A 25,628-nucleotide genomic window follows, 5' to 3' on the forward strand; every position below is an offset into this window, starting at 1 on the left:
AACTTTTGCGCTCACTTTACTTCAACACAGTAAAAGATGTCAAATGGGTTCTATAGGTCTTATTCTTTGAGCAAAACATTAAAAATATATAAAGATTTGCAATTAATTTGCCTAATGCTAGATGTTTGCGATATTGTATATAACGTTTAAATAAATAGAAATAGTAGACATTTCTAATCAATTGCAAATTTCCCTGTTAGGCAAAAACTTTCAAAACTAGCCCGTTTATTATGGGTTCTTCAACAAGCAAGCATATTTTTGGTGATTCAAACAAATAAAATTTTGCCAGTCGTCCTCAATCACACTACTTAGTGGAACTTCCCTGAGGACTAATTATTCTGCTCGGTGTCCACAATAGATATCTTACGAAAGGTAGTGTCGCACTCTTGTGGAAAAAGGGTAAAGGTAAAGAGGAAAAAGAAGAGGGAGAAAGGGAAAAGGGGAAGCAGAAACATCCTTTATCCCCTTCATCCCTTAATCCTTCCTCCTAAACCTTTGCCTAACTTCTGCAAAAAGTTTCAGGAGTGCTTGGTAAAATCGGAGTTTTGTGGTGGTAATTACCGTACAAAACCGAATTTGCCAGTAACTTAGTAGAGTTTGTTATGGTATAGTTAGAAAGTTAAGACTAGCTTTACCAAATTACACCACTCTACGGCCCGGCAACAATTGCAGAATGGGAAGCAGTTTTAATTAAGCATTTACCAACAAAATCTGAATTCAATCGAGGTTATGACTCAGCAAGTGATTCACCCAATGGTGAAATTGCAGCGCAACGTGCAATCACTCATAGAATCTAATATTATCAAGCCAAGCGATAGCATCTGGAAAATCGCTTTGCTCTACGGTAATGAATGGCAGCACTGGAAACAAGAACTGCTTGACTTTGGCTTTAGTATGCAAGACCCAGTTAGTGAATTACTAGCTGTAGAAACTTGGGATGAAGAGTAGGGAATAGAAAATAGGGATTTTCAATATTCCCCACTCTCTACTCCTCACTCCCCAGCCCTAAACTTTGCAAGTAGCTAAAGCAGCAGCTAATTCCTTTGCAGTTTGATAGCGATCGCGTGGCAATGGTTCTGTAACGCGATCAATCACATCTCTTAATTGGGCACTAATGGTGGGGACTTTTGCCACATCAAACCTGAAGTTTCGCCCTCGTTGGCGGTAATACTTGAAGGGGTTTTCGCCTGTGAGCAGAAAAATCAGCGTTGGCCCAATTGCATACAAATCAGATTGAGTCAAAGGTTGTCCTCGTTCTTGTTCAGGAGCGCAGTAACCTTCTGCACCAATTCGAGTCCCAGGGGCTGTGCCAATTTCCTTAACTGCGCCAAAATCTAGCACTACTATGCGATTTCCTGAACTTCGCACCATTAAGTTGGCAGGTTTAATATCGCGGTGAATCAGTGGAGGATCTTGGCTATGAAGATAGTCTAAAATATCGCAGGTTTGGATCATCCAAGCGATCGCTTGGTTTGGTGTCACGGGGCCAGTGGTATAGACACGTTTCTCTAAATCTTGTCCGTGGATTAGTTCCATTGCCAAGTATTTTTTGCCGCCTTCTACAAAGAAGTCATAATACTGGGGAATTCCAGGATGGTTAAGGGATTTGAGAGTGTACGCCTCTCGCTCAAATAATTCTTGAGCTTTGGCAATTTTTGCCATATCAGCATTCATTTGCTTCAACACCAGCAGTTGTGGCATCCCCGCAATCAGACCAGCCTCATCCCAAGCGAGATAGGTAGTACCCATCCCTCCTTGTCCGAGAGTTTGCAACACCTGATAATGGCGAATTTTCTGTTGCACTGAGAGAGGTTGACCGCAGTGGATACAGAATAAATTATTTGGCGAGTTGCCTTCGTGCGTGCAAGTGGAGGAGGAATTTGCCTGATTTTTGGCTGAGTAAAGTGTCTCGGCGGCGTTTTCTTCTCTCCCTTGTGTTTGTTGCGATCGCAAACCAGTTTCCAATGCTGTTACATCCTGAATTTGGAATTGCAGTATTGGGCCTCCCTGTGCCAGTTGCAAAAGGGAATTATCTGGTAATGGACTCTGAATCACAAGGATACCGTTGAGAAAAGTCCCATTTGTACCCTGACTAATTAGCTGCCAAGTACCACCATTGCTAGCGGAACCGACTTGTCTAAGTTCTAGATGATGCCGCGAAACTAAACTATCAATTAAAACAACGTGATTATCTGCCGCTCGACCAATCCGAATTATGGAGGAGTTCTCAAAGCACCACTGCTGGAGGGGCGTTTTCTGTTGCGGTTCTAACAGGGTCAGACTAACCACAATACAACCTACAAGATAAATGGATTAGGGATTGGGCATTGGGCATTAAATTTATCCGTAAATTAGGCTTTAACCCTTGATTTATAAGGGTTAGAGATAATTTGCGGACATGTCTATTGGGAATTAGTGATTGTTCTTTCTTCTTATTACCCATGCCCTATGCCCCATGCTCCTGCCCATTTTTTCAACTTTCCAGATTTGGGCGTACTTTTGCCCGAATAAGTATACCAGTAATGTTGTCATGACCATTGTGTTGGTTTGCCAACTCAATTAAGTCTGTAACGCCCCGTTCTAAGTTAGCAGCAGAACTAAGTAAGGGTTCTAAGTGAGTCTGCCAATGAGTTTCTAGTAAATCATTATCTGATAGACCGTCCGATGCCAACAATAGAAGGGTATCTTCATTGATCTCGAAAAAACCTACATCGGGATTAATTGAGTTCTCATCACGAGGCCCCAAAGCTTGGGTGAGTTGGTAGGCATCCGGGCGGGCGTAAGCTATGCTTGCTTCCACTCCTCGGTTAATTTCCCGTTGCCCAACTTCGTGATCTACTGTGACTTGTTGTAGTCCCTGCTTGCGCGTCAGACGATAGAGACGGCTATCTCCCACATGAACAACTGCTGCTTGAGTATCTTGAATTAAGAGCATTACCAAAGTTGTACCCATACGCCCAACTCCAGAACGGGCATCTTGTTGATTGAGCTTGTAAATTGCCTCATTAGCTAAATACACTGCCTCACGAATACTATCTTCTGTTGGCAGTTGGTTGGCAATCCAGTGTTCTTGAAAGTATTGCCGTAGGGTGTTGACTGCTAACTCGCTGGCTATCTCGCCACCAGCATGTCCACCCATACCATCACAGAGAATATACAGACCATGCCCTTCCAAGACTCGACTTTTGGGCAATTCCAGCTTGTGAATTTTGGTTTCAATACCAAAGTAGTCTTCGTTATGATGACGTTGACGCCCTACATCTGTGCGTCCTGCATCTTCCAAGCTACTTAACTGCATCGCTAGCACAACAGTTGGCATATCATCAGTTTTGCTAATGATATCTTCTGGCTCATCTGATTGCGAGATAGTGGGCACAGCAGTATTTTTCTCCTTGATTGGGGGCAAAGTTTCGCTTCCTAGGGCTTCCAGTTCAACAGAGATTTCCTGCAAACGCGATCGCAACTGTGTAATGGTGTGAATTTTACCTACATCTAAATCCCCCAACATCTGGACTACAGAGCCAAATTGAGTGCGTTGAGACTCCCTAAATAGCGCTTGCCAAACCCGCCCCAAAGCTTGGATAGTTAACGGCTCCTCTGGAATAGCAGATGTTTGGGCTTGGGCATCTTCTGGCGACTCAGCGGCAGGCTGCGAATTCGATGATTCCACATACAACCTTTGTAGCGCCAGCGTTTGGTCTTCATCCAATCGCAAATTCGACAAATCTAAAAGGCTTTGACGACAATTTACTGGTTCTAATACTGCCCAAAGTTGGGTCATTTCATAACACCAGTGTAAAATTTTTAACGAACTCGTTGTTTCTTGTTGCCACAGGTCGAGTAAATACTGCCAATCTGAGCGATCTTCGATGATTACTACCTGCATATCACCCTGCTGCCATGCATCATGAATCTGCGGTATCCCCCGCTCACTTTGGGATTGTAAAGCAATATAAAGTTTAGCAAGGCGAGGAATTCCACTTGCTTCTACTGATGGCGTTAGCAAATCTGATTGCTGACTTGCTAGCATTACCTCAATGGGTGATATTTGATACGGTTGGCAGTCTAGAACTCTGATGTTTACATCAGTAATAGTCGAAGTTTCCGTTTGGGCAGGTAGCGGATCTAACAATTGATAGCGCTCTTGGGAGTCTAAATAGGAGCCTAATGCAATCTGAGAACTAGGGGATACAGGAGATAAGGAAGATATTGCTCCCTCATCTTCCTCATCTCCCACATCTTTCACATCTCCTGCATCTCCCGCATTTCTCACATCTCCCGCATCTCCCAAAGCTTCGTCAGTCTTTTCCTTAGCAATAATTGCCCAAAACACTGTTCCACATTCTGTGTCACAGTTATGACAACGTAGTGCATTCACAGGTACATCATCGGTACTGCATTCAGGACAGACCTTGTGAGTCAGGGACGTGCCACAGTTTTGACAGAATTTGTTGCTATTGGGGTTTTCAAATTTACACTGAGGGCAAATCAGCATAGTGGAAGTTCCTTTATTCCCGTTCCAAGGTGCTTCTAGCCACTAACATCCAAGGTGCCACAATTGGCTGTCCCTGAATACAGTAGATTGTAGTTTATCAATGAATTTTGGTGGCAGTATTAATTGTGACGCATATTAGATAAATATTTCATATATTAGCAGCTAATTCCTTATAGATTAGACCTCTTGCATAAATCAAAAATCAAGAACCCCACCCCGCATTTGAGTAAAGCAAACGCTCTCTTGGTAAGAGGAGGGGTTGGGGGTGGGGTGTTAGGGACTTTTGCAAGAGGTCTATTGGGGAATGGAGAGTGGGAGGATGAGGGAGAAATAAGCAATGCCCAATGCCCAATTGTCAAGAGTCTGGTAATTGTGGAGGTTCAGCGTTAAACCATTTTTGATAAATTTGCCTGTAAGTGCCATTGGATAACAAAGTCGCTATACCTTTGTTAATTGCATCCAGATGGGGCGAGTTTTTAGGTGTAGCAATCCCGTAGTATTCTTCAGTGAGCAGATCGGCAACAACTCTGATACCCTTGAGGTTGCCATTTTTAATTGCATAGAAAGTAGCGAAAGCATCGCTAACCACAGCATCAACGTTGCCATTGAGCAAGTCTTGGAAAAATTCTGGGCCAGAATTAAAAGTACTAATTTTGGCGTTGGGGATGGTTTTGGCAAAATCTGCCCCAGTCGAACCAATTTGGACAGCAATTTTTTTACCTTTAAGACTATTGAAGTCTTTAATATTTTGGTTGTCTTCGCGTACAGCGATCGCAAGTCCGGCTTTAAAATAAGGTCGTGAAAAAGCAATTGTTTTCAGGCGTTCGGCGGTAATCGTGATTCCGCTAATTGCTGCATCGACTCTTTTAGCTTGCAAGGTGGAGATCATGCCATCAAAGGGCAGACTTTCAAACTGGACTGCAAAACCTGCTATTTTAGCGATCTCATTCATCAAATCAATATCAAAACCTTCCAAGTGACTGCTAGCCCTTTGGATTTCAAAGGGGATAAAGGTGGGGTCTGTCGCCACCTTCAGAGGTTGAGCACCTGGATTTGTAGTTGGATAAGAATTGTTACAGGCAATGAGCAGTAGTAAACAGCCTAAGCTCAGAATTAGCTGCCGCCATTTCAAGTTAATCAATTTCACTATAGTCATTAGTCAACAATCATTAATCATTAGTTAAGTAGGTAGGCGTGAATAATTAAAGATCGCACCAATTCAACTTACAGTAATTTTCAGATGACTATCAGTATTTCTTCCCTAAAATGCTGATATATTCATCAACCTAGAAGACAACTTGCCCTCTATGCCTCCTACTACTTCTGCTTACCAAATTGCTGATTTGTTCGCCGAACGAGCTAGAAAGCTTGCACCACCAACTTACGGCACTGAGTTAACTAAAATTATCACTGTTAGCTTTGCCTACGGTCTAGCTGACCCAATTCTCTTTCCCCACGCCGACTTGGCTGCTGCAAGTGCAGCTGTGCTGGCAGAAGAGGCTCCGATCGCTCTCAATTACGGCCCACCTTCAGATCAACTGTATGAGCAAATTATCCTCCGTTTGCAGGCTAAAGGAATCACTGCCGATCGCGATCGCCTGATCATTGGCTACGGTTCCGGTCAGATTTTGGGCTTGCTACCAGATGTGTTTGTCGAACCTGGTGACGTGGTAATTGTGGAAGGGCCAACCTTCTTGGGAGTAGTTAGTAGATTTGTCCAGGCTGGCGCACACGTGATTACCATTCCTATTGATGAATTAGGAATGGATGTAGATGCCCTAGAAGAAACTTTGAGCGATTTGCACAAACAGGGCATTCGACCCCGGTTTATTTACACCATCCCTACCTTTCATAATCCCACAGGCGCTACTATGCCGTTATTTCGCCGCCAAAAACTGGTAGCGTTAGCGGCTGAGTATGGCGTGCTAGTGGTGGAAGACGATGCCTATAGCGATTTGCGCTTTCAAGGGGAAGTTGTGCCCTCCCTAGCAAGCCTCGACAAGGAGGGGTGGGTGTTATACGTCAGCACCTTCTCGAAAATCATTGCACCTGGTGTCAGGCTAGGCTGGGCTTGTGGCGATCCAGCAATTATTGAGCGGTTGGCAATGTTCAAAAGTGAGGGGCCTGTAGGGCCATTTGTCAGCCATGTGGTCGCCCGCTACTGTGCTACAGGCAAACTAGATCATCATATTCAGGAGCTAATCGCCTGCTACAAGCATAAGTGTAATTTGTTGTTAGAAGCGATCGCTCAAGAGTTTCCCAGTGATATTGTTGCTTTGCGACCAGGTGGCGGCTTTTTCGTTTGGTGTAAATTGCCGCCAGACATCAGCGCCAAAGCACTCCTAACGGCTGCCAATGAACATGGCATCAGCTTTCTGCCAGGAACTCGCTGCTACGCCAATGGACAAGGAGATGATGCCATCAGATTAGCTTTTAGCTTTCAACCAACTGAGAAGATTGTCGAGGGAATTGCTGTCTTGGGAACAGTGTTGCGCGGATGGCGGTAATTCGTAATTCGTAATTCGTTTCTAGTCTCCCACTGGAAATGCCCTTTGGAATGCAGAAGCTTTCCCAAGGGCATTTCTTTTTTAATCTGGAAACAAGATTTAAAATTTTGTAACCTTTAAAAAATTTGTTCTAAGCGCTGAAAATCTCGCTGCACTTCATACCAGAGACTTTTATTATGGGGGTCTGTCTTCAGAGCTTTTTTGAGATAAATTCTGGCTTTGAGTAGTTGTTTTTCCGAAATTAGCGCCCGTCCCCAAATTTGATAGGCGATCGCTAGCCATTGGCGAACTTCTGCATCTGTTGACAAACGATCTGCTAAAGCTTCCGCCAGGGCGATCGCTTGAGGAAATCGTCTTTCTTGCAAAAATCGCTGCAATTGCTCATAAGTCTTCCACTTCAGCCGCTCTTCTATTTCTAACAGATTAGGCGGCTTTGGTTTCCCTGATTCTTGACTTGTCACCGTTGTTACTGGTGTTTTCTGCCGCTGCGTTGCCTTGGCACGATCGCGCCCAGATGTTGATACCTGACTTGAATGTGCAACAGTTTCTTCTGGCAGTACTACCGTCAACAGGAGTTTGTAAGCCTCTGTCAAGGCAATAAACTTATCTTTGGCTTTGTTGTCATCTGGGTTGATATCGGGATGATATTGCTGCGCCAGTCGTCGATAAGACGCTTTGATGTCAGCAAAAGAAGCTCCCGATCTTAAACCCAATAAACGGTAGCAATCTCCAAGATCCATCTTGAGCTATGAGCTATCGAATATCCAGCTAGAGGCTATCAGCTATCAGCTTTAAGCCTGAACTATTAATAATAAGGGCAAATTTGCTATTTTAAAGTTCAATGTTGACAGTTTGTTTAGGGAAGGGCATTGGGCATTGGGAATGGGGCATTGGGCAATTAATTATTCCCCTGCTTCCCCTGCCTCCCCTGCCCCTCTGCCCCTCTGCCTTCCTACTCTCCTGTTACTACAGAGGTTCGGTCTTCAATCACACGGTCAATTAAACCGTATTCCTTAGCCTCTTCAGCAGACATAAAAAAGTCACGATCCATATCTTTTTCAATTTTTGCTATGGTCTGACCTGTTTTATCAGCATAAATGCCATTGAGCTGGTGACGAATCCGCAGAATCTCTTTAGCTTCAATTTCGATATCGGTTGCTTGTCCACGGGTGCCACCTGAAGGCTGGTGAATCATAATCCGTGAGTGAGGCAATGCTAACCGTTTACCTTTGGTGCCAGCGGCTAGGAGGAAAGACCCCATTGAAGCAGCTAAACCTACGCAAATAGTCACTACATCTGATTTGATATGTTGCATGGTATCAAAAATAGCCATGCCAGATGTAACCATTCCACCGGGAGAGTTGATGTATAAATAAATATCTTTACCTGGATCATCTGAGTCCAGATACAGCATTACAGCAATAATTTGATTGGCAATTTCATCATCAATATCTCGCCCCAAGAATATAATCCGTTCCCGGTAAAGGCGATCGTAGATGCTAATCCAATCTGTATATTGTCCACCGGGCATCCGGTAAGGAACTTTAGGAACGCCTATAGGCATAACTTACTCCGTTTTTAATAATTTGGGGACGATCGCAGCGTGAGGAGTTAGGAGTGAGGAGTCCGAAGTATTAAATAACTCAGCACTCACTAGAGGACACTAGCAGGAAGTGGGGGATTGGCGAGTTCTTCTTTCTCAAAAACTCGGTCGATCAGCCCGTATTCCTTCGCTTCATAAGGTGTCAGATATAACAGCCTATCCATGTCTTTAATAATTTTTTCTGGAGGCTGTCCAGTGGTGCGATGCAAAATGTCAACTAAGGCTCCTTTATTTACCAAAACTTCCCTGGCGCGAATTTGAATATCCGTTGCTTGACCTTGGGCGTAGCTCTTAGGCTGATGCAGGATAATCGAGGAGTGAGGCAAACTAGCGCGGCAACCTTTTGTACCAGCACTGAGTAGCATCGCTGCCATACCCATCGCGGAACCGACGCAGATGGTGTGGATAGGAGGCTTGATATATTTCATGGTGTCAAAGATAGCGAAGGCTTCGGTTTCAAAGCCAATGGGTTCGCCACTGTAACCGGAAGTGCCGGTGGAGTTGATATAGATTTTAATCGGTTTTTCGGGGTCGTCGGATTGCAAAAATAGCAATTCGGCCACGATTAATTCCGTGACAGCAGGCACCAGTGGCATCCCAATATAGACGATTCGCTCCTTCAATAAGAGGGAAGGTAAATCTGGCGGTGGTGTCCGGTAAAAGTTATCGCCGTAATATGGGGCTTGAACAGCCTTAATTGGGGAAATGTCCATAGCAACTGATCGCCTGAAACTATGCCGTTAACTGTAATACATCCTAGCGCGATGCACGCTTCCCTCAAGGTGCGGATTTCTCCCTAATGCTGAAGGTGGCTTTGCATCTGCCAATGCTTGGCTTCTAAGATATTCTGATTATATTAGTGTATTTATGTTGGATAAGTTTTCCGTAGAGCTAAAGTAGTGCTTTGAAGTTATTTATTAATATGTATATCCTGAATAGGGACTTTGAGTTATGAAGGTTAGTTTGCAGCCTGCCTTGAATGATGGTAATTTGGACGCAAATCAACTGAACAGTCAACGTCAGTTGGGAGTTTCGATTTCGGCGATCGCAGAGACTCAAGACCGCCATGTACCCCTGAATTTATGCTTAATTCTCGATCATAGTGGTTCGATGAACGGGCGATCGCTAGAAACGGTCAAAAAAGCAGCGATTCGTCTGGTAGATAGACTCAATCCTGGCGATCGCCTCAGTGTGGTAGTTTTTGATCACCGTGCCAAAGTCCTAGTACCCAGTCAAAGTATCGAAAATCCAGAGAAAATCAAACAGCAAATCAACCGCCTAGCCGCCGATGGTGGAACTGCGATTGATGAAGGACTGCGCTTGGGGATTGAGGAATTAGCGAAGGGGAAAAAAGATACTGTTTCCCAAGCCTTTTTGTTAACCGACGGGGAAAATGAACACGGTGATAACAATCGCTGTTTGAAATTCGCCCAATTGGCTGCTAGCTATAATTTGACTTTGAATACTTTGGGATTTGGTGACAACTGGAACCAAGATGTTTTAGAAAAAATTGCTGATGCTGGTTTAGGTACTTTATCTTATATTCAAAAACCCGAACAGGCAGTGGAAGAGTTTAATCGCCTGTTCAGTCGCATTCAAACGGTGGGATTGACTAATGCTTATCTATTATTCTCCCTGATGCCCAATGTCAGGCTAGCGGAACTCAAACCTGTGGCCCAAGTTTCCCCAGACACAATCGAGTTACCACTGCAACAAGAAGCTGATGGACGTTTCGCTGTGCGGCTGGGAGATTTAATGAAAGATGCGGAACGGGTAATCTTAGCTAATATTTATTTGGGACAATTGCCAACAGGTGAACAAGCGATCGCTAATGTGCAAGTCCGCTACGATGATCCATCTGCCAACAAAGTAGGTTTAGTTACACCAAATATCCCAGTTTATGCCCATGTAGTGAAAAATTACCAAGCAGACCCGAATCCCCAGGTGCAACAGTCGATTTTGGCATTAGCGAAGTATCGCCAAACCCAGTTAGCGGAAACGAAATTGCAACAGGGCGATCGCACTGGTGCGGCGACAATGCTACAAACAGCTGCGAAAACTGCTTTGCAAATGGGAGATACTGGGGCGGCGACGGTGTTGCAAACTTCTGCCACCCAGCTACAATCTGGTGGAGATTTATCTGAAAGCGATCGCAAGAAAACCAGAATTGTCTCCAAAACAGTTTTGCAAGATACCCCTCCGCAATGAAAGTTAAATTGCTCTCGGCGTTAAATGACAATAATGTTGATGTGGCTCAAACAAGTAGCCAACGTCAACTGGCAATGACGATTTTTGCTATCGCTGGTGAGTCTGACCAAAATCTGCCCCTTAACCTCTGCTTGATTTTGGATAGAAGTGGTTCCATGCATGGACAACCAATTAAAACGGTGATCCAGGCAGTGGAAGGATTAATCGATCGGTTGAAAGTAGGCGATCGCATCTCAGTTGTGGCTTTTTCCGGGACTGCGGAAGTCATTATCCCTAACCAAGCGCTCGAAGACCCCGAAAGCATCAAATCTCAAATTAAAAGCAAACTCAGCGCTAGCGGCGGTACTGTCATCGCTGAGGGTTTGGAACTGGGAATTACAGAACTGATGAAGGGTACAAGAGGCGCTGTTTCCCAGGCGTTCTTATTAACGGATGGACATGGTGAAAGTGGTTTGCGAATTTGGAAGTGGGATATTGGGCGAGATGACAACAAGCGCTGTCTTAAACTGGCGCAAAAGGCTGCCAAACTGAACCTAACTATCAACACTTTCGGATTTGGTAATAGCTGGAATCAGGATTTGTTAGAAAACATTGCCGATGTCGGTGGTGGGACTTTAGCTCATATTGAACATCCTGAACAAGCTGTAGAGCAATTTGGTCGGCTGTTTGGACGGATTCAATCGATTGGACTAACGAATGCCTACTTGCTGTTATCTCTAGTACCCAATGTCCGATTAGCGGAATTAAAACCCATTGCCCAAGTTGCCCCAGACACAATCGAGTTACCAGTGGAACCCGAAGCTGATGGTAGCTTTGCTGTGCGTTTGGGAGATTTGATGCAGGATGTAGAACGGGTAGTTTTGGCGAACATTTATCTGGGACAATTGCCAGAAGGTAAACAAGCGATCGCGCATCTACAAATCCGTTATGATGACCCGTTGGTTAACGAACAAGGTTTACTCTCGCCTCTCGTGCCAGTGTATGCAGATGTTGTGCGGGCGTATCAACCGGACTCCAATCCCCAAGTGCAACAGTCCATTTTAGCATTAGCGAAGTATCGCCAAACTCAGTTAGCCGAGGCGAAATTGCAGCAAGGCGATCGCACTGGTGCAGCCACGATGCTGCAAACAGCAGCTAAAACCGCTTTACAAATTGGAGATAAAGGGGCTGCGACAGTGTTGCAAACTTCTGCCACTCGCTTGCAAGCTGGGGAAGAACTTTCGGAAGCAGACCTCAAGAAAACTAGGATTGTATCAAAGACTGTTTTACAAGAATAGTAAAAATTCAGCCTTGCTCATCAACGGGATGAAAGTTTCGCGCCAAGGTGCAAAGCGAGAAAAAATATTTTATTCCTCAATTGAGCAACAAAGTAGTCGCATATTCCTAACTTATTGATTAACAACCGCCGAAGAGTTTGACTTATGCTAATCCAAAAGATTGTCCAAGAATTGCAAGATATCCCTGAAGACAAACTAGCAGAACTTTATGACCTAATTCACTACTTTCGGCTAGGTTTAAGTCAAGAACGTACACAACCCCGCACCCCTGGTTTATTAAAAGGACAACTCAGCGATGCTTTCTTTGAACCACTGCCAGAAGATGAACTCCAGCAATGGGAATGAGCTACCTCATCGACACCCATATTCTGCTGTGGTGGCTCTTTGACGACCCAAAACTCCACACTGACTGCCGAGACATCATTCGCAACCCAGATCATCGGATTATTGTCAGCAGTGCTTCTGCTTGGGAAATTGCCACTAAATACCGGATGGGTAAACTACCCGAAGCCAAACAACTCTTTGAGCAATATTCACAGATAAGCTAATGAGCATTTAAGTTGCATAAAACCAGGGATAAAGCCTTTACTACAAGCGAATCAGTCTGGAAAAATGAATGACGATTAGCTTATTGCATCAGGCTAAATTTATCGAACTTGCCATCACCACAGCCCATGCGCTCAGAGCAGGAAGCCTACCGATCGCCCACCGAGATCCCTTTGATCGCATGATCATGGCTCAGGCTGAACTCGAAAGTTTAGTTGTCATCACCTACGACAAAGCCTTCCAGACTGGACTGATTCAGGTAATTCCCGACCTTAAGTAAAGCAAAGTATCGGCAAATCTAGTTAGCCGAGGCGAAATTGAAACAAGGCGATCGCACTGGTGCAGCCACGATGCTGCAAACAGCAGCTAAAACCGCTTTACAAATTGGAGATAAAGGGGCTGCGACAGTGTTGCAAACTTCTGCCACTCGCTTGCAAGCTGGGGAAGAACTTTCGGAAGCAGACCTCAAGAAAACTAGGATTGTATCAAAGACTGTTTTACAAGAATAGTAAAAATTCAGCCTTGCTCATCAACGGGATGAAAGTTTCGCGCCAAGGCGCAAAGCGAGAAAAAATATTTTATTCACCAATTGAGCAAGAAAGAAAGTAAGAAAGCCTGCGTGTAATAAAACTGTAAAATCGATGTCTACGACGGGCTACGCTCTTAAATAAACTATAGTAATCGCCTTTGATTATGAGCCTCCTACTTTCTGAATTTTTCAATAGCTATTAGAGTAGGCAAAGTGCCACTATAACGGTTTCTAATAATTAAATATCAACCGAATATGATATTCAGTTCGGGTAAAGACTTATCATTTAGACCGCAGGGGTGCAGGGGGCAGGGAGCAGGGAGAAAGAGGTTTTCCTGATTTTTGCACGGATGCGGTAATCATAAGTAATTAACCGGACTTGATATCAATCTTCTCCTTTGATATCCTGGGGCACGAAACCTGGTAGGTCAGTAGTGTCAACAGCGAAGACGAAAAATTTGTTTGGGTTGTCAATACCCGGCGCTATAGTACCAACGAAGTCGTTGTCATTAGCGATAAATAACGTATGCTTTTTCACACGGTTAATAACGACATCTTCTCCGAAGGCTAAACCTTCAAGCTTGGCTGGAATCTCCTCTTCTTTGATGCCGTTTTGAGTTAGCGCAGTCACGACATCAAGGAACAAGGTCTTGCTGACCGCCTTGCCTGCAAGGTTGCTTTCCCCGGTGACATTGCTTACTTCTTGAGCATTCGTCAGATCGATCCGATAGATTTTCTTGAAGGCAGCTTTGGAGCCATCGCCAAACCCCTTGCCATCGCGTTCATCTACTAAGAATTCGCGATCGCTGATTGCCAAAATCTCGCTGACGGTGGGATATTTTGGTTTAGCTAAGGTGCCAATATTATCTAGCTGATAAGCGTATTCCTGGGTGGCACCTGTTTCTATGTCAATCTTGACGATTCTGGTGTAAGCACCATTAGTGCCACCGTCTTGGAGCAGTGGACTTTGCAAAATACCAACCAGAGTCTTACCGTTGGGAGTAATTGCAAGTCCTTCCATACCTTTGTTCGCAACCCGACCGGATGTATTATCACTGATTTCTGTATCACTAACGGGACTTAAGTTACTGACTGCAAACTTGCTAGGTAGGTTAAAGACCCTAATCCGCTTACCTGTATTGCGGTTAAATTGATATACATAAGGCCCATATTCATCAGAGATAAATATCTGCTTGCCATTGTTGGACACACGCACGCCTTCAGGATCGAAACGGGCATTGTTGGGATATGTGGAGATTTGGGTGGGGTTGAAGTTGTCTGAGCGTCCAGTGAAATAGTTTTTATTCTTGGTATTCAAAGCTGGGACACCACTGCCTATCCCCAATCCCGCACCATTCCCGTAGTAAAGAGGCTCATTGCTGAATAGCAGAGTCGTGTCAATTAAGGAAGGGGTAAGCGTGAAAGGCAACGCAGAACCAAGCTTGCTTGGTGAGAGTTTCACTTTGATAGTTTGGAAGCGGTTGATATAGGATGCTGTGTCACTGACAGCGCTGTTGTATGACACGGCATTTGGGCCTCGGTCTGGGATAGCGATAAAGGTGTTACACCCAGCGTAGGCTAATCCCGACCCTAGACCACCCAAGAGGTTTCCCGAAACACCGTTTTCAAGGGGAGCAGATGTTTTGTTGGAGCGATCGCTAACCTTACCATCTAGGCTTCCAATAGCAATCAATTTAACCTCTGCGTTGGCAGCAGGAGCCACAGCAAATAACGCCAACAAGGACAAAATAAGACTTTTGTTGAGCATAATCAGTTGTATTATGAAGAGACAGTATTTATTGAAGAATATTGTCAGTTTTTTTACTTTGTTAGTATCCATGCCTAATAGTTAACCCAAAATTAACTTAAGATTAAGCAAAGATTATAAAGTCCATCTAAAAACCCTAAGCAGCAATATTCTCAATCTGCTAGCGACAGACAAAGAACAACTACGTTGTTATGTAGCAATCCGAATTGAATTGTTAGAAAACCCATAGATAGGTTTGACATCAAATTGTTAGTACTATTGGCTTGTTCCTGAAAATAAAGGTAATATCAATCAAAGAAATTAAAGTTTAGCCTCCACCTTATATTATGTAATATTATTGTATTCCTGTCTGCATACACTCTTTAAATCATTGGATTATAAAAGTAAGCATCAAATGAAAATTACTGATATTCATCATATAGCTATTATTTGTTCTGACTACGAGCGCTCAAAAACTTTTTATGTAGAAATTTTAGGCTTTTCGATTATTCAAGAGACTTTTCGCGCCGAAAGAAATTCTTATAAATTAGATTTACGAGTTGGAGAAAATGCTCAAATAGAGCTATTTTCTTTCCCAAATCCTCCAGAACGGCCTAGTAAACCAGAGTCTTGTGGTTTAAGACATCTTGCTTTTAAAGTTGATGATGTAGAAGAAACTGTTTTTTATTTAAAATCAAAAGGTCTAGAAGTAGAAAATATCAGAGTTGATGAAATTACGGGTAAGAAATTTACTTTCTTTAAAGACCCTGATAATTTGCCATTAGAGATTTATGAACATTAAGGATTCAGTATGATCATTAGAGAATATAAACTGTCTGATACTAAGGCAATCATGAAACTATTTTACAATACAATTCATGAAATCAATATTTGCGATTACACTCAAGAACAAGTCGATGCTTGGGCACCGGAAAGTATGGATTATGAAGTTTGGCAGAAAAGATTACAAGCCAAGCTTCCCTACATTGTAGAAAATAATGATGAGATAGTTGGGTTTGGAGAATTAGAACCTGATGGTCACATTGATTGTTTTTATTGTCATAGTAAATACCAAAGAAAGGGTATTGGCTCAAAACTCTTAAGTCATATAGAAGATACTGCAAAACTAGAAGGAATTAAATGGCTATATACAGAAGCGAGTATTACTGCGAAGCCATTTTTTGAAAACAAGGGATTTAGCGTAGTCAGAGAACAGCAAGTAGAACTGCGGGGAATTTGGTTTCAAAACTATGTAATGGAAAAATATCTGTGAATTTTGACAATATCTACAAAGTCTTAGCTGAAAACTTCTCTAGTGACTTCGCCACTTGGTTATTAGGCGAACCCATTACTTTAACCAAATTAAGTCCAAAAGCGTTATCTCTCGAAAACATTCGCGCTGATGAATCCAAATAAATAATCGGTGCAGTCAACCTACACCGATCGCACAATTTAACTCTAATTGCACCAGACATTTTCCTCACGCCAATGCTGAAGCTTGGGGTTTGGCAAAAATCATTCTTCCGGCGGTGGTTTGCAAAGCACTGGTGACTACTACTCGCAGTTCACCACCCACATAATTGCTGCCTTCTTCAACGACTACCATTGTGCCGTCATCTAGGTAGCCAATGCCTTGACTTGGTTCTTTGCCTTCCTTGAGAATTTTCAAATCCAGGTTATCGCCAGGTAAATAACTGGGACGGACGGCGTTTACTAAATCATTCACATTCAAAACAGGCACTTTCTGAACACTGGCGACTTTAGACAAGTTGTAGTCGTTGGTTAGCAGTGTGCCGCTGATTTCTTGGGCGAAGCGCACTAACTTGGCATCCACTGTGGGAATATCGTCGTAGTCAACTGCATTAATCAGGATGCGATCGGGATATTCTTCCTTAATGCGGTTAAGAATTTCTAGTCCTCGTCTTCCTCGCACCCGCTTTTGGTCTTTGCTAGCATCCGCTACTTGTTGCAGTTCTTGCAAGACAAACTGGGGTACAAGAATTTGCCCTTCTAAAAATCCGGTTTCTAGTAGCGCTTCAATGCGACCATCGATAATGCAGCTAGTATCTAAAACTTTGGTATTGGCTGGTTTTAGCGTCCCTTCCACTACCATTGATTCGACGGTGTTGGGATTAATGAACCGCAATAAGCCTCGCCCGTGGGTATCTGCCAAATTCATACCAGTGACGGAGAGGATAATACTGCCGACAACTGCCACCAGTGGCTTAATAAATCCAAAATCCGCCGGTATAGGTAGCAAAAATAGTGGGGCTAGCATGAGGTTAGCTAGTAATAGCCCAATCACTAAGCCAATGGCACGAGTTAAGATCACTTCCAGAGGCATTTCTTTGACTTGTGATTCTAGGCGACGATATGTCGTCTGGAAACTCAGCCCGATCGCACCACCAATAATCGCGGCGAAGACGGCAACAACTAAGCGTAAAGCTTCAATATTTGTTACCTGATCGAGAGTGCCATTGGGTAGTAGTTCAATACTGTAGAACCCTATTCCCGACGCTGCCAAGATAAATGAGAAAATGATAATGGCGTCAAGCATGGTTGTCTTGTTTTCCTGCAACTGTGTTAACCGAGAAAGTTAAGTATTTTTTATTTCATCGGTAAGATAAACTCATCAATATTGACTTACACTAAGGGTTTAGGCTGACAATATCTGCAATTATTATAACTAAAGGCTTTTATCTTAATATTTTTCATTGTTTCGTTGTAAAACGACAAAAACTTGTAACAAACTCCTCATTTTCATTGTCTCTAATTCGCAGTTGGATTAACTTAAAACTTTTCTCAAAATGAGTCAAAAATTTAGGATTTCTGGAATTGCGAGTTCTGCTTATGTGCATATTCCCTTTTGCAGACGGCGGTGCTTTTATTGTGATTTCCCGGTATCTGTTGTGGGCGATCGCTTGCGGGGCGAAACATCTGGTACTATCTCCCAATATGTTGAGGTGCTATGTCAAGAAATTGCCATGACACCAGCACTTGGTCAACCCCTGAAGACAATTTTCTTCGGTGGTGGTACTCCTTCGCTGCTATCAACAAAGCAGCTACAACGGATCGTGGGAGAGCTAGAGAAGCATTTTGGGATTGCGCCTGGGGCAGAAATTTCTATGGAAATTGACCCAGCCACCTTTGATTTAGCACATATAGCAGGCTATCGCAGTATAGGCGTGAACCGGGTAAGTTTGGGTGTACAAGCCTTTCAATCAGAATTATTACAAAGGGCGGGGCGATCGCACTCAGTTGAAGATATTTTTGCAGCTGTGGAACTAATCCACCAAGTCGAGATTCCCGAATTTAGCTTAGACCTAATTTCCGGGTTGCCGCATCAGTCTTTGGATCAATGGCACGATTCTCTCACAAAAGCGGTGGCATTTGTACCCACTCACATTTCCATTTATGATCTGACCATCGAACCAGGTACAGCCTTTGGCCGTTACTACAAACCTGGTGATACTCCTTTGCCCACGGATGAAGCCACAGTCAAAATGTACCAGATGGGACAGCAAGTTTTGACTAGTGCTGGTTATGAGCATTATGAAATTTCCAATTATGCTCAACCCGGCCATCAGTGTCGGCATAATCGGGTTTATTGGGAAAACCGCCCTTATTACGGCTTTGGTATGGGTGCGGCAAGTTACATAGAGGGAAAACGCTTCACTCGTCCGCGTAAAACTAAGGAGTATTACCAGTGGGTGGAAACTGGTGGTGTGACTGATTGTGATCTGACTCCCCCAAAAGAAGTATTGTTAGAAACGTTAATGTTGGGGTTGCGTTTGGCAGAGGGTTTGAGTTTAACTGCGTTGGCGGAAGCATTTGGGGAAGAGAAGGTGGAGGAAATTTGCAGGTGTTTGCAAGAGTATTTTGAGAATGGTTGGGTGGAAGTTGCAGAGGGAAGGTTGCGTTTGATTGATCCCCAAGGGTTTTTGTTTTCTAATGTGGTGTTGGCTGAGTTGTTTGAGAAGTTGGGGTGATGAACTGCTTATGCAGAAAAATAAAGTTAGAAAAGCTGTGATTCCGGTAGCTGGTTTTGGGACTCGGTTGTTTCCAGCTACCAAAGTTGTGAAAAAAGAACTTTTCCCGATTATTGATCGAGATGGGAGGGCAAAACCTGTGATTCTCGCAATTATTGAAGAGGCAATTAATGCTGGAATTACAGAAGTAGGGATTGTGGTACAGCCGGATGACAAAGAAATATTTGAAGATTTATTGAAAAATCCACCCAAAAAAGAACTTTTAGAGAAACTTTCACCGCAAAATCAAGAATATAGCCGATATATTGAAGATTTAGGTAGCAAAACTACCATTTTATTGCAAGACGAGCAATTGGGCTATGGTCATGCGGTATTTTGTGCTAAGGATTGGGTGCAAGATGAGCCGTTTTTGCTCATGTTGGGCGACCACATTTATGCATCTGACATTGAAAAATCTTGTGCTAGTCAAGTTTTAGATGTTTACGAAAAAGTTAATCAAAGCGTTGTGGGCTTAACTAAAATGCCAGCAGATATTATTCATAAAGCTGGGTGTGTAACAGGAGTTTGGCAAGAGTTAAACTCAATTTTGTCAATTACACAACTCTATGAAAAGCCTACTATAGAGTACGCAAAACAGCATTTGCGTGTAGAGGGAATGTCAGAAAATAAGTTTTTAGGTATATTTGGCTTGTATTTACTTACGCCGAAAATTTTTGACTCCTTAGCAGAACATATTAACAAAAATTTCCGAGAACGAGGTGAATTTCAGTTAACATCCTGTCTAGAAAAATTGCGTCAGCAAGAGGGAATGACAGGATATGTTGTTAAAGGTAAGTGTTTTGATACAGGTTTACCAGATGCTTATCGCCAGACAATGATTGATTTTAGAAATTTCTAGATTAATCTTAGTTAAAAAAAGTAGCTTCTCTGAAAAAGGAATAACGTTTTTTATCTCCACTAATAAATTGAGTTACTAGTAGCCATTAATTACAAATTAGGAATTATGAATTATTTTGCAACGGTTGCTCGCGGATTAGAAACTCTAGCAGCTCAGGAGTTAGAGCAACTGGGTGCTGATTCAGTTGAGCCAGGGTTCTGCGGTGTAGCCTTTGAGGGCGATCGCACCCTACTTTATCGCGTCAACCTCTGGGCTAGACTGCCGTTCCGAATCTTGGTGAATATCCATGAGTTTCCTTGCCTTGATGCCAAGGATCTCTATCGCGGTATCCAGACTATCGATTGGGTAAACTATTTAACGCCAGATATGACCTTGGCGGTAAATACCACGGGCAAAAACGATCGCCTTAACCACAGCCACTTCACGTCTCTCCAGATCAAAAATGCGATCGTTGACCAGCAGCAGGAAAATCTGGGTGAGCGTTCAAATGTAGAGCTTCACGATCCAGATGTGCGGATCAATGTTCATATTGAACGCGACTTTTGTACCGTTAAACTCGACAGTTCAGGAAATAGTCTGCATCGCCGAGGCTACCGTCCTGCGGTTGGATCAGCCCCTCTCAAGGAATCTCTGGCTGCTGCCCTCATTCAACTTTCGGGCTGGCAGCCAGACCAGATGTTCTATGATCCTCTCTGTGGGTCTGGTACTTTACCCTTAGAAGCTAGCTTAAAGGCACTTAACATCGCACCAGGGCTGTTTCGTGAGTGCTTTGGATTTGAAACTTGGCTCGATTTTGACCTGCCCCTTTTAGAAAAACTGCTCCAAGAAGCTAAGGACAGCCAACTAGATACCCTGCCTGCACCTATTTGGGGAAGCGATCGCGATGAAAATATAATCGAGCAAGCGATTAACAATGCTCAAAACTGCGGTGTTGATAACCATGTATGGTTTTCTCAAATGGAGCTTGCTGATGTTGTCGCCCCCGCAGACAGTGGGATTTTATTCTGCAATCCACCATACGGTGAACGGCTAGGGCGAGATAGTGATTTAGGGGCGTTCTATAAACTTTTGGGCGATGTGCTGAAACAACGCTTCAAAGGCTGGACTGCGTTTGTGCTGAGTGGAAACAAGGAACTATCTCAATCGATTGGACTAAAATCATCCCAGCGGATTGCAGTGTACAACGGAGCGCTACCCTGTCAGTTAATGAAATATGAGCTGTACTAACAACGAAATCGACCCCATAAACCGCAGCTTCAGGGCAACTCAACAAGTTAAACCTATTATCCTATAGCGAGATTAAAACTCTTGTAGATGACCGCACTGCTAAAGTTGAGTCGTATATCTGCAATGATAACTTTCACACTTTCATCCTCCTTTATCGAGGAAAGCAGGAGGAAAACTATTCTTTGCCTCCTTATCCTTCATTTCTAGATTATCTTTTTTAATTAACTGATATCATGTCCGCCTAATTAGTTATAATTACCGCATCTGTGCAAAAACCAGGAAACCCTCTTTCCCCCTGCCCCCTGCCCCCTGCTTCCCTGCCGTCTTAATGATAAGTCTTGAACCGGACACGATATGATTCCCTGATTGCGGATTTTATCAGTAGCTATACCAACCTTTAATTGATGCATCAACAAATCACTACACTAATTCTGGATTTTTTTTCAATAGTGGTTGTATATAGTTGATAACCATAATCTGCTAATAAAAATACTACTGGCTAAAAACCACCTTGCTTCTCAATGGCAAAGGGATCAGACGTAATATAACCTTGTTGGGCTGAGTTTTTGCCAATCAGAAAAGGAGCCAGATTAAAGTTATAGGGGCGCTTTTGATTATCGGTAAAACCAATACTTTGCTTCGAGTAATGGCCAATGAGTAGTTTTAGCAGAAGCAGAGACATAAATTGGTTTGACTTTAAGGTTGGCAAGGATTTTAATTGCTGGGTTGGGATGTGAAATAAGACACCGGGGGTCTTGCTGGAAAATTGCCGCGACTGTGACTTTGGGAATATTTTGTGTTACAGCGTTTACGGCATCCATGCCATAACTCATAAAAAAATCTACCGCACCCCCCATCAACAATTGAGTACCACTGAGAACTTGTAGACCACCTATTTTGATAGTTACATCTAAACCGTAGTCATTGTAAATACCAGTGGCGAACGCCTAGTAAAATCTACCGTGTTCTACTTATGCTATTCAGTTTGTACTAAAGGTAACTTTATCCAACTGAGAATTGCTAGTTGACGGTTGGTTGCTGTTAGTACAAGCAGCAATGAAGCTGCTAGCAATTCAGATAGAACCGTATTGAATAAAAGTACGGCGACTCAAGCGATGAATTGCTGTTAATGAGGGTGATAACGGATTCATAAAACAGTATAATGCTCTCTCCTATCTACCGTTGTAGCTGAATCTAAATGTACATTCTAGAATCAACTTTTGATTCACTAGCGAATAGGGCTGAATTTCTAGAGCGCGTTGAAAAGCTCGGATAGCTTGACCATACTCTCCTAGTGCCGCATAACACAAGCCCATACCATGAAGCGCCCCAAAATGTATTGGATTTATCTGCACAACCATTTGACAATCTGCTAGAGATTTTTGATAATCACCAATACTGTAATAGAGGAAAGCACGGCGATTCCAGGCTTCAGCAAAATCTGGCTGGTCTTTAATAAGTGCTGTCAGCGCTGTTTCGGCTTCAGCAATTTCACCTGCATCCAGTAACTTTTGACTGCGGTCAATTATTTCCAAGCCATAGATTCCCTTTTGCTGAAACCAGATCCGCCAGATTTTTCTGGTTGCCTTGTCGCGGACTGTGGCATCCGGGTTTTTCAACTCTTCAAGTAAGGAATTGATAGATAAAGAATCCATGAATTTGAGATCAGTGAATATACCTTTGTATTAACTTTCTCACAAAATATATCTATTCATTCATTTTTAAAGTCATCTTTAAATTTGCGGTGATTAATTGCTATTTATGAATTTTCTGTGTTATTTATTGGATTCAGCAATACGACTAATAACACACTAGACATTTAGAGTCATAAAAATAAAAACTTACTAGAGGTAGTTGACAGATCCCTAGTGAGTAATAACTGATAAAAACATCCCCAAAAAATAATGACTATGCCAAAGCAAAACGACGTTTCCAGGCATATTGTTCTCACTTCTCATCCTAGTAGCTTTGGCCCTAAACCAATCCCCATTCAATGGGGAGCAGCCGATCCTATGGAACGTGGGCCGATTATTGCTACGCTAACTAAACAGGCACATCGCAATGTAATTGGGACTCACTCTGGCAGTTATGCGATTTATCGAGCTCTAGCAGTGGCTAGCGGTGCTTTGCAGTCGGATCATCGAGCGGATCTGACGAATACATCCCCAGTGGAGCATATCGGGCCTCACCCTAGTTGGGGCGACCCTGATAAAATAGTATCCCTCGATCCATTTGGAGCGATCGCATCTGAGGTGTTCGCATCCTATTGCCAACAGGGATATGATATTCGTCCAACGATCGCCATCACTCAAGCTCACATCAATATGCCAGAACTGCAAGATGCAGTAGACAAAGGTCGTTTGCAAGTAGATGGCAAGATTATGAAACCAGGTGGTGATTTGGTTGTCACCAAAGCCGCAGTTGAGCCGGTTTGGTATTTACCAGGAATTGCCAAGCGCTTTGGCATTGCCGAATCACAGTTGCGACGCGCTTTATTTGAACAAACTGGCGGGATGTTTCCCGAATTGGTGACGCGATCGGATTTGGAGGTATTTTTGCCGCCAATTGGGGGCGTAACAGTGTATATTATCGGTGATTTGGCTGCGATCGCTGATCCCAACAAACCTGTAGCTGTGCGGGTACATGATGAATGCAACGGTTCTGACGTGTTTGGTTCGGATATCTGCACCTGTCGCCCCTATCTGGTACATGGTATTGAAGTGTGCGTCCAAACGGCACAGTCAGGCGGTGTGGGTATAATTGTCTATTGCCGCAAAGAAGGCCGCGCTTTAGGAGAAGTGACGAAATTCTTAGTTTACAATGCTCGGAAGCGTCAAGAAGGAGGCGATCGCGCTGATGCCTACTTTGCTCGTACAGAATGTGTCGCCGGAGTGGAAGATATGCGCTTCCAAGAATTAATGCCGGATGTGTTGCATTGGTTAGGCATTACCCGCATTGACCGGATGGTGTCAATGAGTAATATGAAGTACAACGCCATAATTCAGGCGGGAATTGAGATTGTAGAAAGAATACCAATCCCAGAGGATTTGATTCCCCAAGATGCACGGGTAGAAATGGAGGCTAAAAAAGCTGCTGGATATTACACCACAGGGGATGTATTAGATGCAGGTGGTTTGGCTGAGGTGAAGGGGCGAACTTTAGACTAGTTACGAGGGGAGTAGGGCAAATTTTCCCCACTCCCCACTCTTTATGATTTGGTGTCTATCAGGAGTTGTAAAGTGGAAGTGCGAACCGCAGAGGCGCAGAGGAAATTAATTGCATATCTTCGTTCCCCTGTGGCGATTCGGGAACGTTGTGAGCAACTGTTTGCACTGGTAACTGAAGGACAGTCGCGTTATTTTACTTGCGATTTAATGCAGTTGACAAAAGTAGCAGATTATGTGGTTGAGGTCATGCGCTGTGAGTACCCGGATCTCGAAATTCCATTTCACAGTCGTTGGCGACATTTTGAGGTTGGGGGTGTACCGCGTTTAGCCCAATTAGATAGCCAGTTAGCAGGACTAACGCCCGTGGAAAAAGCTGCTGCTAAGTTTGATTTGGCAATTGTCAGTGTATTGTTAGATGCGGGTGCAGGGAATAATTGGCGCTATGATGAGCAGGAGACTGGGTTAAATTTGACGCGATCGGAAGGGTTAGCTATAGCCAGTTTGCAAATGTTTTGTCAAGGAGCTTTTTCGAGTCATAGCCTGCTTCAAGTAGATGCTCAAAAATTGCAAGCATTCACAGAAGCAGAACTCATAACTGGGTTTCAAGTAAATACAAAAAATCCTTTGGTAGGAATTTCTGGACGGTTGAGATTATTACAAAAGTTAGGTCAAGTTTTAGTCTCTTCACCTAATTTGTTTGTGAATGAAAACCCGCGTCCAGGGAATTTGGTAAATTATCTTTTGGGCAAATCTCAAAATGGGCAGTTAGCAGCTGCAAGTGTTTTCAGTGCCGTTCTGGAAGGACTAAGTGAAATTTGGCCTACCAGATTAGAAGTTGCTGGGATAAATTTGGGAGATGTTTGGCAACATCCAGCTGTTAAGGATGATGGTTTAGTGCCATTTCACAAATTGTCTCAATGGCTGACATACTCTTTATTAGAACCACTACAGGAACTCGGTTTATTAATTACTGGTTTAGATGCCCTCACCGGATTACCAGAATATCGGAATGGGGGATTGTGTATTGATTTGGGACTTGTTAATCCGAAACATCCAGATGTTTTGCGATCGCCCCACTCAGTAGCATCAGAAGTTATAGTTGAATGGCGGGCTTTGACAGTGATTCTCTTAGATCAGATTGCCGCCACAGTGCGAGAAAAGTTAAGTATGAGTCCCGAAGAACTGCCACTAGTAAAAATCCTCCAAGGGGGAACTTGGACAGCTGGGCGTAAAATTGCCGCCGAACTTAGAATAGCTGGTACATCCCCTATCCAAATAGATAGTGATGGTACAGTATTTTAAGGCAGGAGGTAGATCGCTTTTAGCGTCTCCCCTTGGGAGAAGGCAGAAACTCTTTATCTCTGATTTCAATTCCTGCATTTTTACCTTATTTAAAAAGCAAACCCCTGTAATTACCAACTCGGTTTAGACCACC

General features: G+C 43.4%; 24 protein-coding genes and 2 pseudogenes. 16 read left to right on the forward strand and 10 right to left on the reverse strand.

The window, feature by feature from the left end; genetic code table 11:
* The first annotated feature begins 729 nt into the window (after positions 1–729).
* Positions 730–948 (forward strand): DUF4327 family protein, encoded by a 219-nt coding sequence (locus HWQ44_RS33260; RefSeq protein ID WP_012407469.1) that lies wholly within the window; start codon positions 730–732, stop codon positions 946–948.
* A 57-nt stretch (positions 949–1,005) separates the two neighbouring features.
* Here HWQ44_RS33260 and HWQ44_RS33265 read toward each other — a convergent pair whose 3' ends face one another.
* The 3 genes from HWQ44_RS33265 to HWQ44_RS33275 form a co-directional block, all read right to left on the reverse strand.
* Complete coding sequence (locus HWQ44_RS33265; RefSeq protein ID WP_292726717.1) at positions 1,006–2,289, reverse strand: protein kinase; 1,284 nt, start codon at positions 2,287–2,289, stop codon at positions 1,006–1,008.
* A gap of 184 nt (positions 2,290–2,473) precedes the next feature.
* The gene (locus HWQ44_RS33270; protein WP_292726719.1) at positions 2,474–4,495 is read right to left on the reverse strand and encodes a serine/threonine phosphatase; all 2,022 of its coding nucleotides are present in this window, start codon (positions 4,493–4,495) and stop codon (positions 2,474–2,476) included.
* A gap of 355 nt (positions 4,496–4,850) precedes the next feature.
* Positions 4,851–5,651: a basic amino acid ABC transporter substrate-binding protein gene (locus tag HWQ44_RS33275; RefSeq protein ID WP_292726721.1), complete on the reverse strand. Its 801-nt coding sequence runs from the start codon at positions 5,649–5,651 to the stop codon at positions 4,851–4,853.
* Between the two features lie 151 nt (positions 5,652–5,802).
* Here HWQ44_RS33275 and HWQ44_RS33280 point away from each other — a divergent pair, with 151 nt between their 5' ends.
* Complete coding sequence (locus HWQ44_RS33280) at positions 5,803–7,002, forward strand: PLP-dependent aminotransferase family protein (protein WP_292726723.1); 1,200 nt, start codon at positions 5,803–5,805, stop codon at positions 7,000–7,002.
* Between the two features lie 116 nt (positions 7,003–7,118).
* On the opposite strand, the gene HWQ44_RS33285 is transcribed toward HWQ44_RS33280, so the two are convergent.
* The 3 genes from HWQ44_RS33285 to HWQ44_RS33295 all read right to left on the reverse strand — a co-directional run bounded on the left by HWQ44_RS33285 (position 7,119) and on the right by HWQ44_RS33295 (position 9,318).
* Positions 7,119–7,742, reverse strand: coding sequence for a J domain-containing protein (locus HWQ44_RS33285; RefSeq protein ID WP_292726724.1), 624 nt, complete (start codon positions 7,740–7,742; stop codon positions 7,119–7,121).
* Between the two features lie 212 nt (positions 7,743–7,954).
* On the reverse strand, positions 7,955–8,566 hold the full coding sequence (locus HWQ44_RS33290) for an ATP-dependent Clp protease proteolytic subunit (protein WP_292726726.1): 612 nt from the start codon (positions 8,564–8,566) through the stop codon (positions 7,955–7,957).
* Positions 8,567–8,655: 89 nt separating this feature from the next.
* Positions 8,656–9,318: an ATP-dependent Clp protease proteolytic subunit gene (locus HWQ44_RS33295; protein ID WP_292726728.1), complete on the reverse strand. Its 663-nt coding sequence runs from the start codon at positions 9,316–9,318 to the stop codon at positions 8,656–8,658.
* Positions 9,319–9,556: 238 nt separating this feature from the next.
* On the opposite strand from HWQ44_RS33295, the gene HWQ44_RS33300 reads away from it, so the two are divergent.
* From HWQ44_RS33300 to HWQ44_RS33325, 6 genes and pseudogenes are all read left to right on the forward strand, one after another.
* Positions 9,557–10,813, forward strand: a complete 1,257-nt coding sequence (locus HWQ44_RS33300; protein WP_292726730.1) for a VWA domain-containing protein — start codon at positions 9,557–9,559, stop codon at positions 10,811–10,813.
* A complete protein-coding gene (locus tag HWQ44_RS33305; protein ID WP_292726732.1) occupies positions 10,810–12,090 on the forward strand; it encodes a VWA domain-containing protein in 1,281 nt (426 codons plus the stop codon). Before HWQ44_RS33300 ends, HWQ44_RS33305 begins: the two co-directional genes overlap by 4 nt.
* Positions 12,091–12,234: 144 nt before the next feature.
* Complete coding sequence (locus HWQ44_RS33310; protein ID WP_292726734.1) at positions 12,235–12,435, forward strand: hypothetical protein; 201 nt, start codon at positions 12,235–12,237, stop codon at positions 12,433–12,435.
* The gene (locus HWQ44_RS33315; RefSeq protein ID WP_292726736.1) at positions 12,432–12,638 is read left to right on the forward strand and encodes a type II toxin-antitoxin system VapC family toxin; all 207 of its coding nucleotides are present in this window, start codon (positions 12,432–12,434) and stop codon (positions 12,636–12,638) included. The genes HWQ44_RS33310 and HWQ44_RS33315 overlap by 4 nt, the downstream gene beginning before the upstream one ends.
* A gap of 68 nt (positions 12,639–12,706) precedes the next feature.
* Positions 12,707–12,916 (forward strand): PIN domain-containing protein, encoded by a 210-nt coding sequence (locus HWQ44_RS33320; protein WP_292726738.1) that lies wholly within the window; start codon positions 12,707–12,709, stop codon positions 12,914–12,916.
* Positions 12,909–13,145, forward strand: a pseudogene (locus tag HWQ44_RS33325) (hypothetical protein); the annotation flags it as partial. The gene HWQ44_RS33320 and the pseudogene HWQ44_RS33325, both read left to right, overlap by 8 nt.
* A 405-nt stretch (positions 13,146–13,550) precedes the next feature.
* Here the strand turns inward: HWQ44_RS33325 and HWQ44_RS33330 are convergent.
* Positions 13,551–14,933: an esterase-like activity of phytase family protein gene (locus HWQ44_RS33330; protein WP_292726740.1), complete on the reverse strand. Its 1,383-nt coding sequence runs from the start codon at positions 14,931–14,933 to the stop codon at positions 13,551–13,553.
* Between the two features lie 394 nt (positions 14,934–15,327).
* Here HWQ44_RS33330 and HWQ44_RS33335 point away from each other — a divergent pair, with 394 nt between their 5' ends.
* The 3 genes and pseudogenes from HWQ44_RS33335 to HWQ44_RS33345 all read left to right on the forward strand — a co-directional run.
* Positions 15,328–15,714 carry a VOC family protein gene (locus tag HWQ44_RS33335; protein WP_292726742.1) on the forward strand — a complete coding sequence of 129 codons (387 nt, stop codon included), beginning with the start codon at positions 15,328–15,330 and terminating at the stop codon, positions 15,712–15,714.
* Positions 15,715–15,723: 9 nt separating this feature from the next.
* The gene (locus HWQ44_RS33340) at positions 15,724–16,185 is read left to right on the forward strand and encodes a GNAT family N-acetyltransferase (RefSeq protein ID WP_292726744.1); all 462 of its coding nucleotides are present in this window, start codon (positions 15,724–15,726) and stop codon (positions 16,183–16,185) included.
* Positions 16,182–16,316, forward strand: a pseudogene (locus tag HWQ44_RS33345) (flagellar assembly protein H); the annotation flags it as partial. The gene HWQ44_RS33340 and the pseudogene HWQ44_RS33345, both read left to right, overlap by 4 nt.
* Before the next feature lie 76 nt (positions 16,317–16,392).
* On the opposite strand, the gene HWQ44_RS33350 reads toward HWQ44_RS33345, so the two are convergent.
* Entirely contained in the window at positions 16,393–17,469 is a 1,077-nt protein-coding gene (locus tag HWQ44_RS33350; protein WP_292726746.1) for a PIN/TRAM domain-containing protein, read from the reverse strand.
* A 250-nt stretch (positions 17,470–17,719) separates the two neighbouring features.
* On the opposite strand from HWQ44_RS33350, the gene hemW reads away from it, so the two are divergent.
* The 3 genes from hemW to HWQ44_RS33365 all read left to right on the forward strand — a co-directional run bounded on the left by hemW (position 17,720) and on the right by HWQ44_RS33365 (position 21,026).
* A complete protein-coding gene (hemW, locus tag HWQ44_RS33355) occupies positions 17,720–18,901 on the forward strand; it encodes a radical SAM family heme chaperone HemW (RefSeq protein WP_292726748.1) in 1,182 nt (393 codons plus the stop codon).
* Positions 18,902–18,911: 10 nt separating this feature from the next.
* Positions 18,912–19,799 carry a UTP--glucose-1-phosphate uridylyltransferase gene (locus HWQ44_RS33360; RefSeq protein WP_292726750.1) on the forward strand — a complete coding sequence of 296 codons (888 nt, stop codon included), beginning with the start codon at positions 18,912–18,914 and terminating at the stop codon, positions 19,797–19,799.
* Between the two features lie 105 nt (positions 19,800–19,904).
* Positions 19,905–21,026, forward strand: a complete 1,122-nt coding sequence (locus HWQ44_RS33365; RefSeq protein ID WP_292726752.1) for a THUMP domain-containing protein — start codon at positions 19,905–19,907, stop codon at positions 21,024–21,026.
* A gap of 614 nt (positions 21,027–21,640) precedes the next feature.
* Here HWQ44_RS33365 and HWQ44_RS33370 read toward each other — a convergent pair.
* Together HWQ44_RS33370 and HWQ44_RS33375 are read right to left on the reverse strand one after the other, a co-directional pair.
* Positions 21,641–21,958, reverse strand: coding sequence for an ABC transporter substrate-binding protein (locus tag HWQ44_RS33370; protein ID WP_334847783.1), 318 nt, complete (start codon positions 21,956–21,958; stop codon positions 21,641–21,643).
* 240 nt (positions 21,959–22,198) lie between these two features.
* The gene (locus HWQ44_RS33375) at positions 22,199–22,681 is read right to left on the reverse strand and encodes a tetratricopeptide repeat protein (RefSeq protein WP_292726755.1); all 483 of its coding nucleotides are present in this window, start codon (positions 22,679–22,681) and stop codon (positions 22,199–22,201) included.
* A gap of 255 nt (positions 22,682–22,936) precedes the next feature.
* Between HWQ44_RS33375 and HWQ44_RS33380 the strand changes: the two genes are divergently transcribed.
* Together HWQ44_RS33380 and HWQ44_RS33385 are read left to right on the forward strand one after the other, a co-directional pair.
* Positions 22,937–24,193 carry a GTP cyclohydrolase II gene (locus HWQ44_RS33380; protein ID WP_292726757.1) on the forward strand — a complete coding sequence of 419 codons (1,257 nt, stop codon included), beginning with the start codon at positions 22,937–22,939 and terminating at the stop codon, positions 24,191–24,193.
* A gap of 72 nt (positions 24,194–24,265) precedes the next feature.
* Positions 24,266–25,495, forward strand: coding sequence for a URC4/urg3 family protein (locus HWQ44_RS33385; RefSeq protein ID WP_292726759.1), 1,230 nt, complete (start codon positions 24,266–24,268; stop codon positions 25,493–25,495).
* Positions 25,496–25,628 lie beyond the last annotated feature (133 nt).

Origin of the sequence: Nostoc sp. JL34, assembly GCF_017114945.1 — a bacterium.
Classification (GTDB): domain Bacteria; phylum Cyanobacteriota; class Cyanobacteriia; order Cyanobacteriales; family Nostocaceae; genus Nostoc.

Excerpts from the sequence above, each read along its gene's own strand:
- HWQ44_RS33280 (WP_292726723.1), top strand. The coding sequence starts at position 5,803 with ATGCCTCCTACTACTTCTGCTTACCAAATTGCTGATTTGTTCGCCGAA.
- HWQ44_RS33320 (WP_292726738.1), top strand. The coding sequence starts at position 12,707 with ATGACGATTAGCTTATTGCATCAGGCTAAATTTATCGAACTTGCCATC.
- HWQ44_RS33350 (WP_292726746.1), bottom strand. The coding sequence starts at position 17,469 with ATGCTTGACGCCATTATCATTTTCTCATTTATCTTGGCAGCGTCGGGA.
- HWQ44_RS33285 (WP_292726724.1), bottom strand. The coding sequence starts at position 7,742 with ATGGATCTTGGAGATTGCTACCGTTTATTGGGTTTAAGATCGGGAGCT.
- HWQ44_RS33305 (WP_292726732.1), top strand. The coding sequence starts at position 10,810 with ATGAAAGTTAAATTGCTCTCGGCGTTAAATGACAATAATGTTGATGTG.
- HWQ44_RS33340 (WP_292726744.1), top strand. The coding sequence starts at position 15,724 with ATGATCATTAGAGAATATAAACTGTCTGATACTAAGGCAATCATGAAA.
- HWQ44_RS33335 (WP_292726742.1), top strand. The coding sequence starts at position 15,328 with ATGAAAATTACTGATATTCATCATATAGCTATTATTTGTTCTGACTAC.
- HWQ44_RS33375 (WP_292726755.1), bottom strand. The coding sequence starts at position 22,681 with ATGGATTCTTTATCTATCAATTCCTTACTTGAAGAGTTGAAAAACCCG.
- HWQ44_RS33290 (WP_292726726.1), bottom strand. The coding sequence starts at position 8,566 with ATGCCTATAGGCGTTCCTAAAGTTCCTTACCGGATGCCCGGTGGACAA.
- hemW (WP_292726748.1), top strand. The coding sequence starts at position 17,720 with ATGAGTCAAAAATTTAGGATTTCTGGAATTGCGAGTTCTGCTTATGTG.
- HWQ44_RS33310 (WP_292726734.1), top strand. The coding sequence starts at position 12,235 with ATGCTAATCCAAAAGATTGTCCAAGAATTGCAAGATATCCCTGAAGAC.
- HWQ44_RS33295 (WP_292726728.1), bottom strand. The coding sequence starts at position 9,318 with ATGGACATTTCCCCAATTAAGGCTGTTCAAGCCCCATATTACGGCGAT.
- HWQ44_RS33330 (WP_292726740.1), bottom strand. The coding sequence starts at position 14,933 with ATGCTCAACAAAAGTCTTATTTTGTCCTTGTTGGCGTTATTTGCTGTG.
- HWQ44_RS33270 (WP_292726719.1), bottom strand. The coding sequence starts at position 4,495 with ATGCTGATTTGCCCTCAGTGTAAATTTGAAAACCCCAATAGCAACAAA.
- HWQ44_RS33275 (WP_292726721.1), bottom strand. The coding sequence starts at position 5,651 with ATGACTATAGTGAAATTGATTAACTTGAAATGGCGGCAGCTAATTCTG.
- HWQ44_RS33360 (WP_292726750.1), top strand. The coding sequence starts at position 18,912 with ATGCAGAAAAATAAAGTTAGAAAAGCTGTGATTCCGGTAGCTGGTTTT.
- HWQ44_RS33380 (WP_292726757.1), top strand. The coding sequence starts at position 22,937 with ATGCCAAAGCAAAACGACGTTTCCAGGCATATTGTTCTCACTTCTCAT.
- HWQ44_RS33365 (WP_292726752.1), top strand. The coding sequence starts at position 19,905 with ATGAATTATTTTGCAACGGTTGCTCGCGGATTAGAAACTCTAGCAGCT.
- HWQ44_RS33260 (WP_012407469.1), top strand. The coding sequence starts at position 730 with ATGACTCAGCAAGTGATTCACCCAATGGTGAAATTGCAGCGCAACGTG.
- HWQ44_RS33315 (WP_292726736.1), top strand. The coding sequence starts at position 12,432 with ATGAGCTACCTCATCGACACCCATATTCTGCTGTGGTGGCTCTTTGAC.
- HWQ44_RS33300 (WP_292726730.1), top strand. The coding sequence starts at position 9,557 with ATGAAGGTTAGTTTGCAGCCTGCCTTGAATGATGGTAATTTGGACGCA.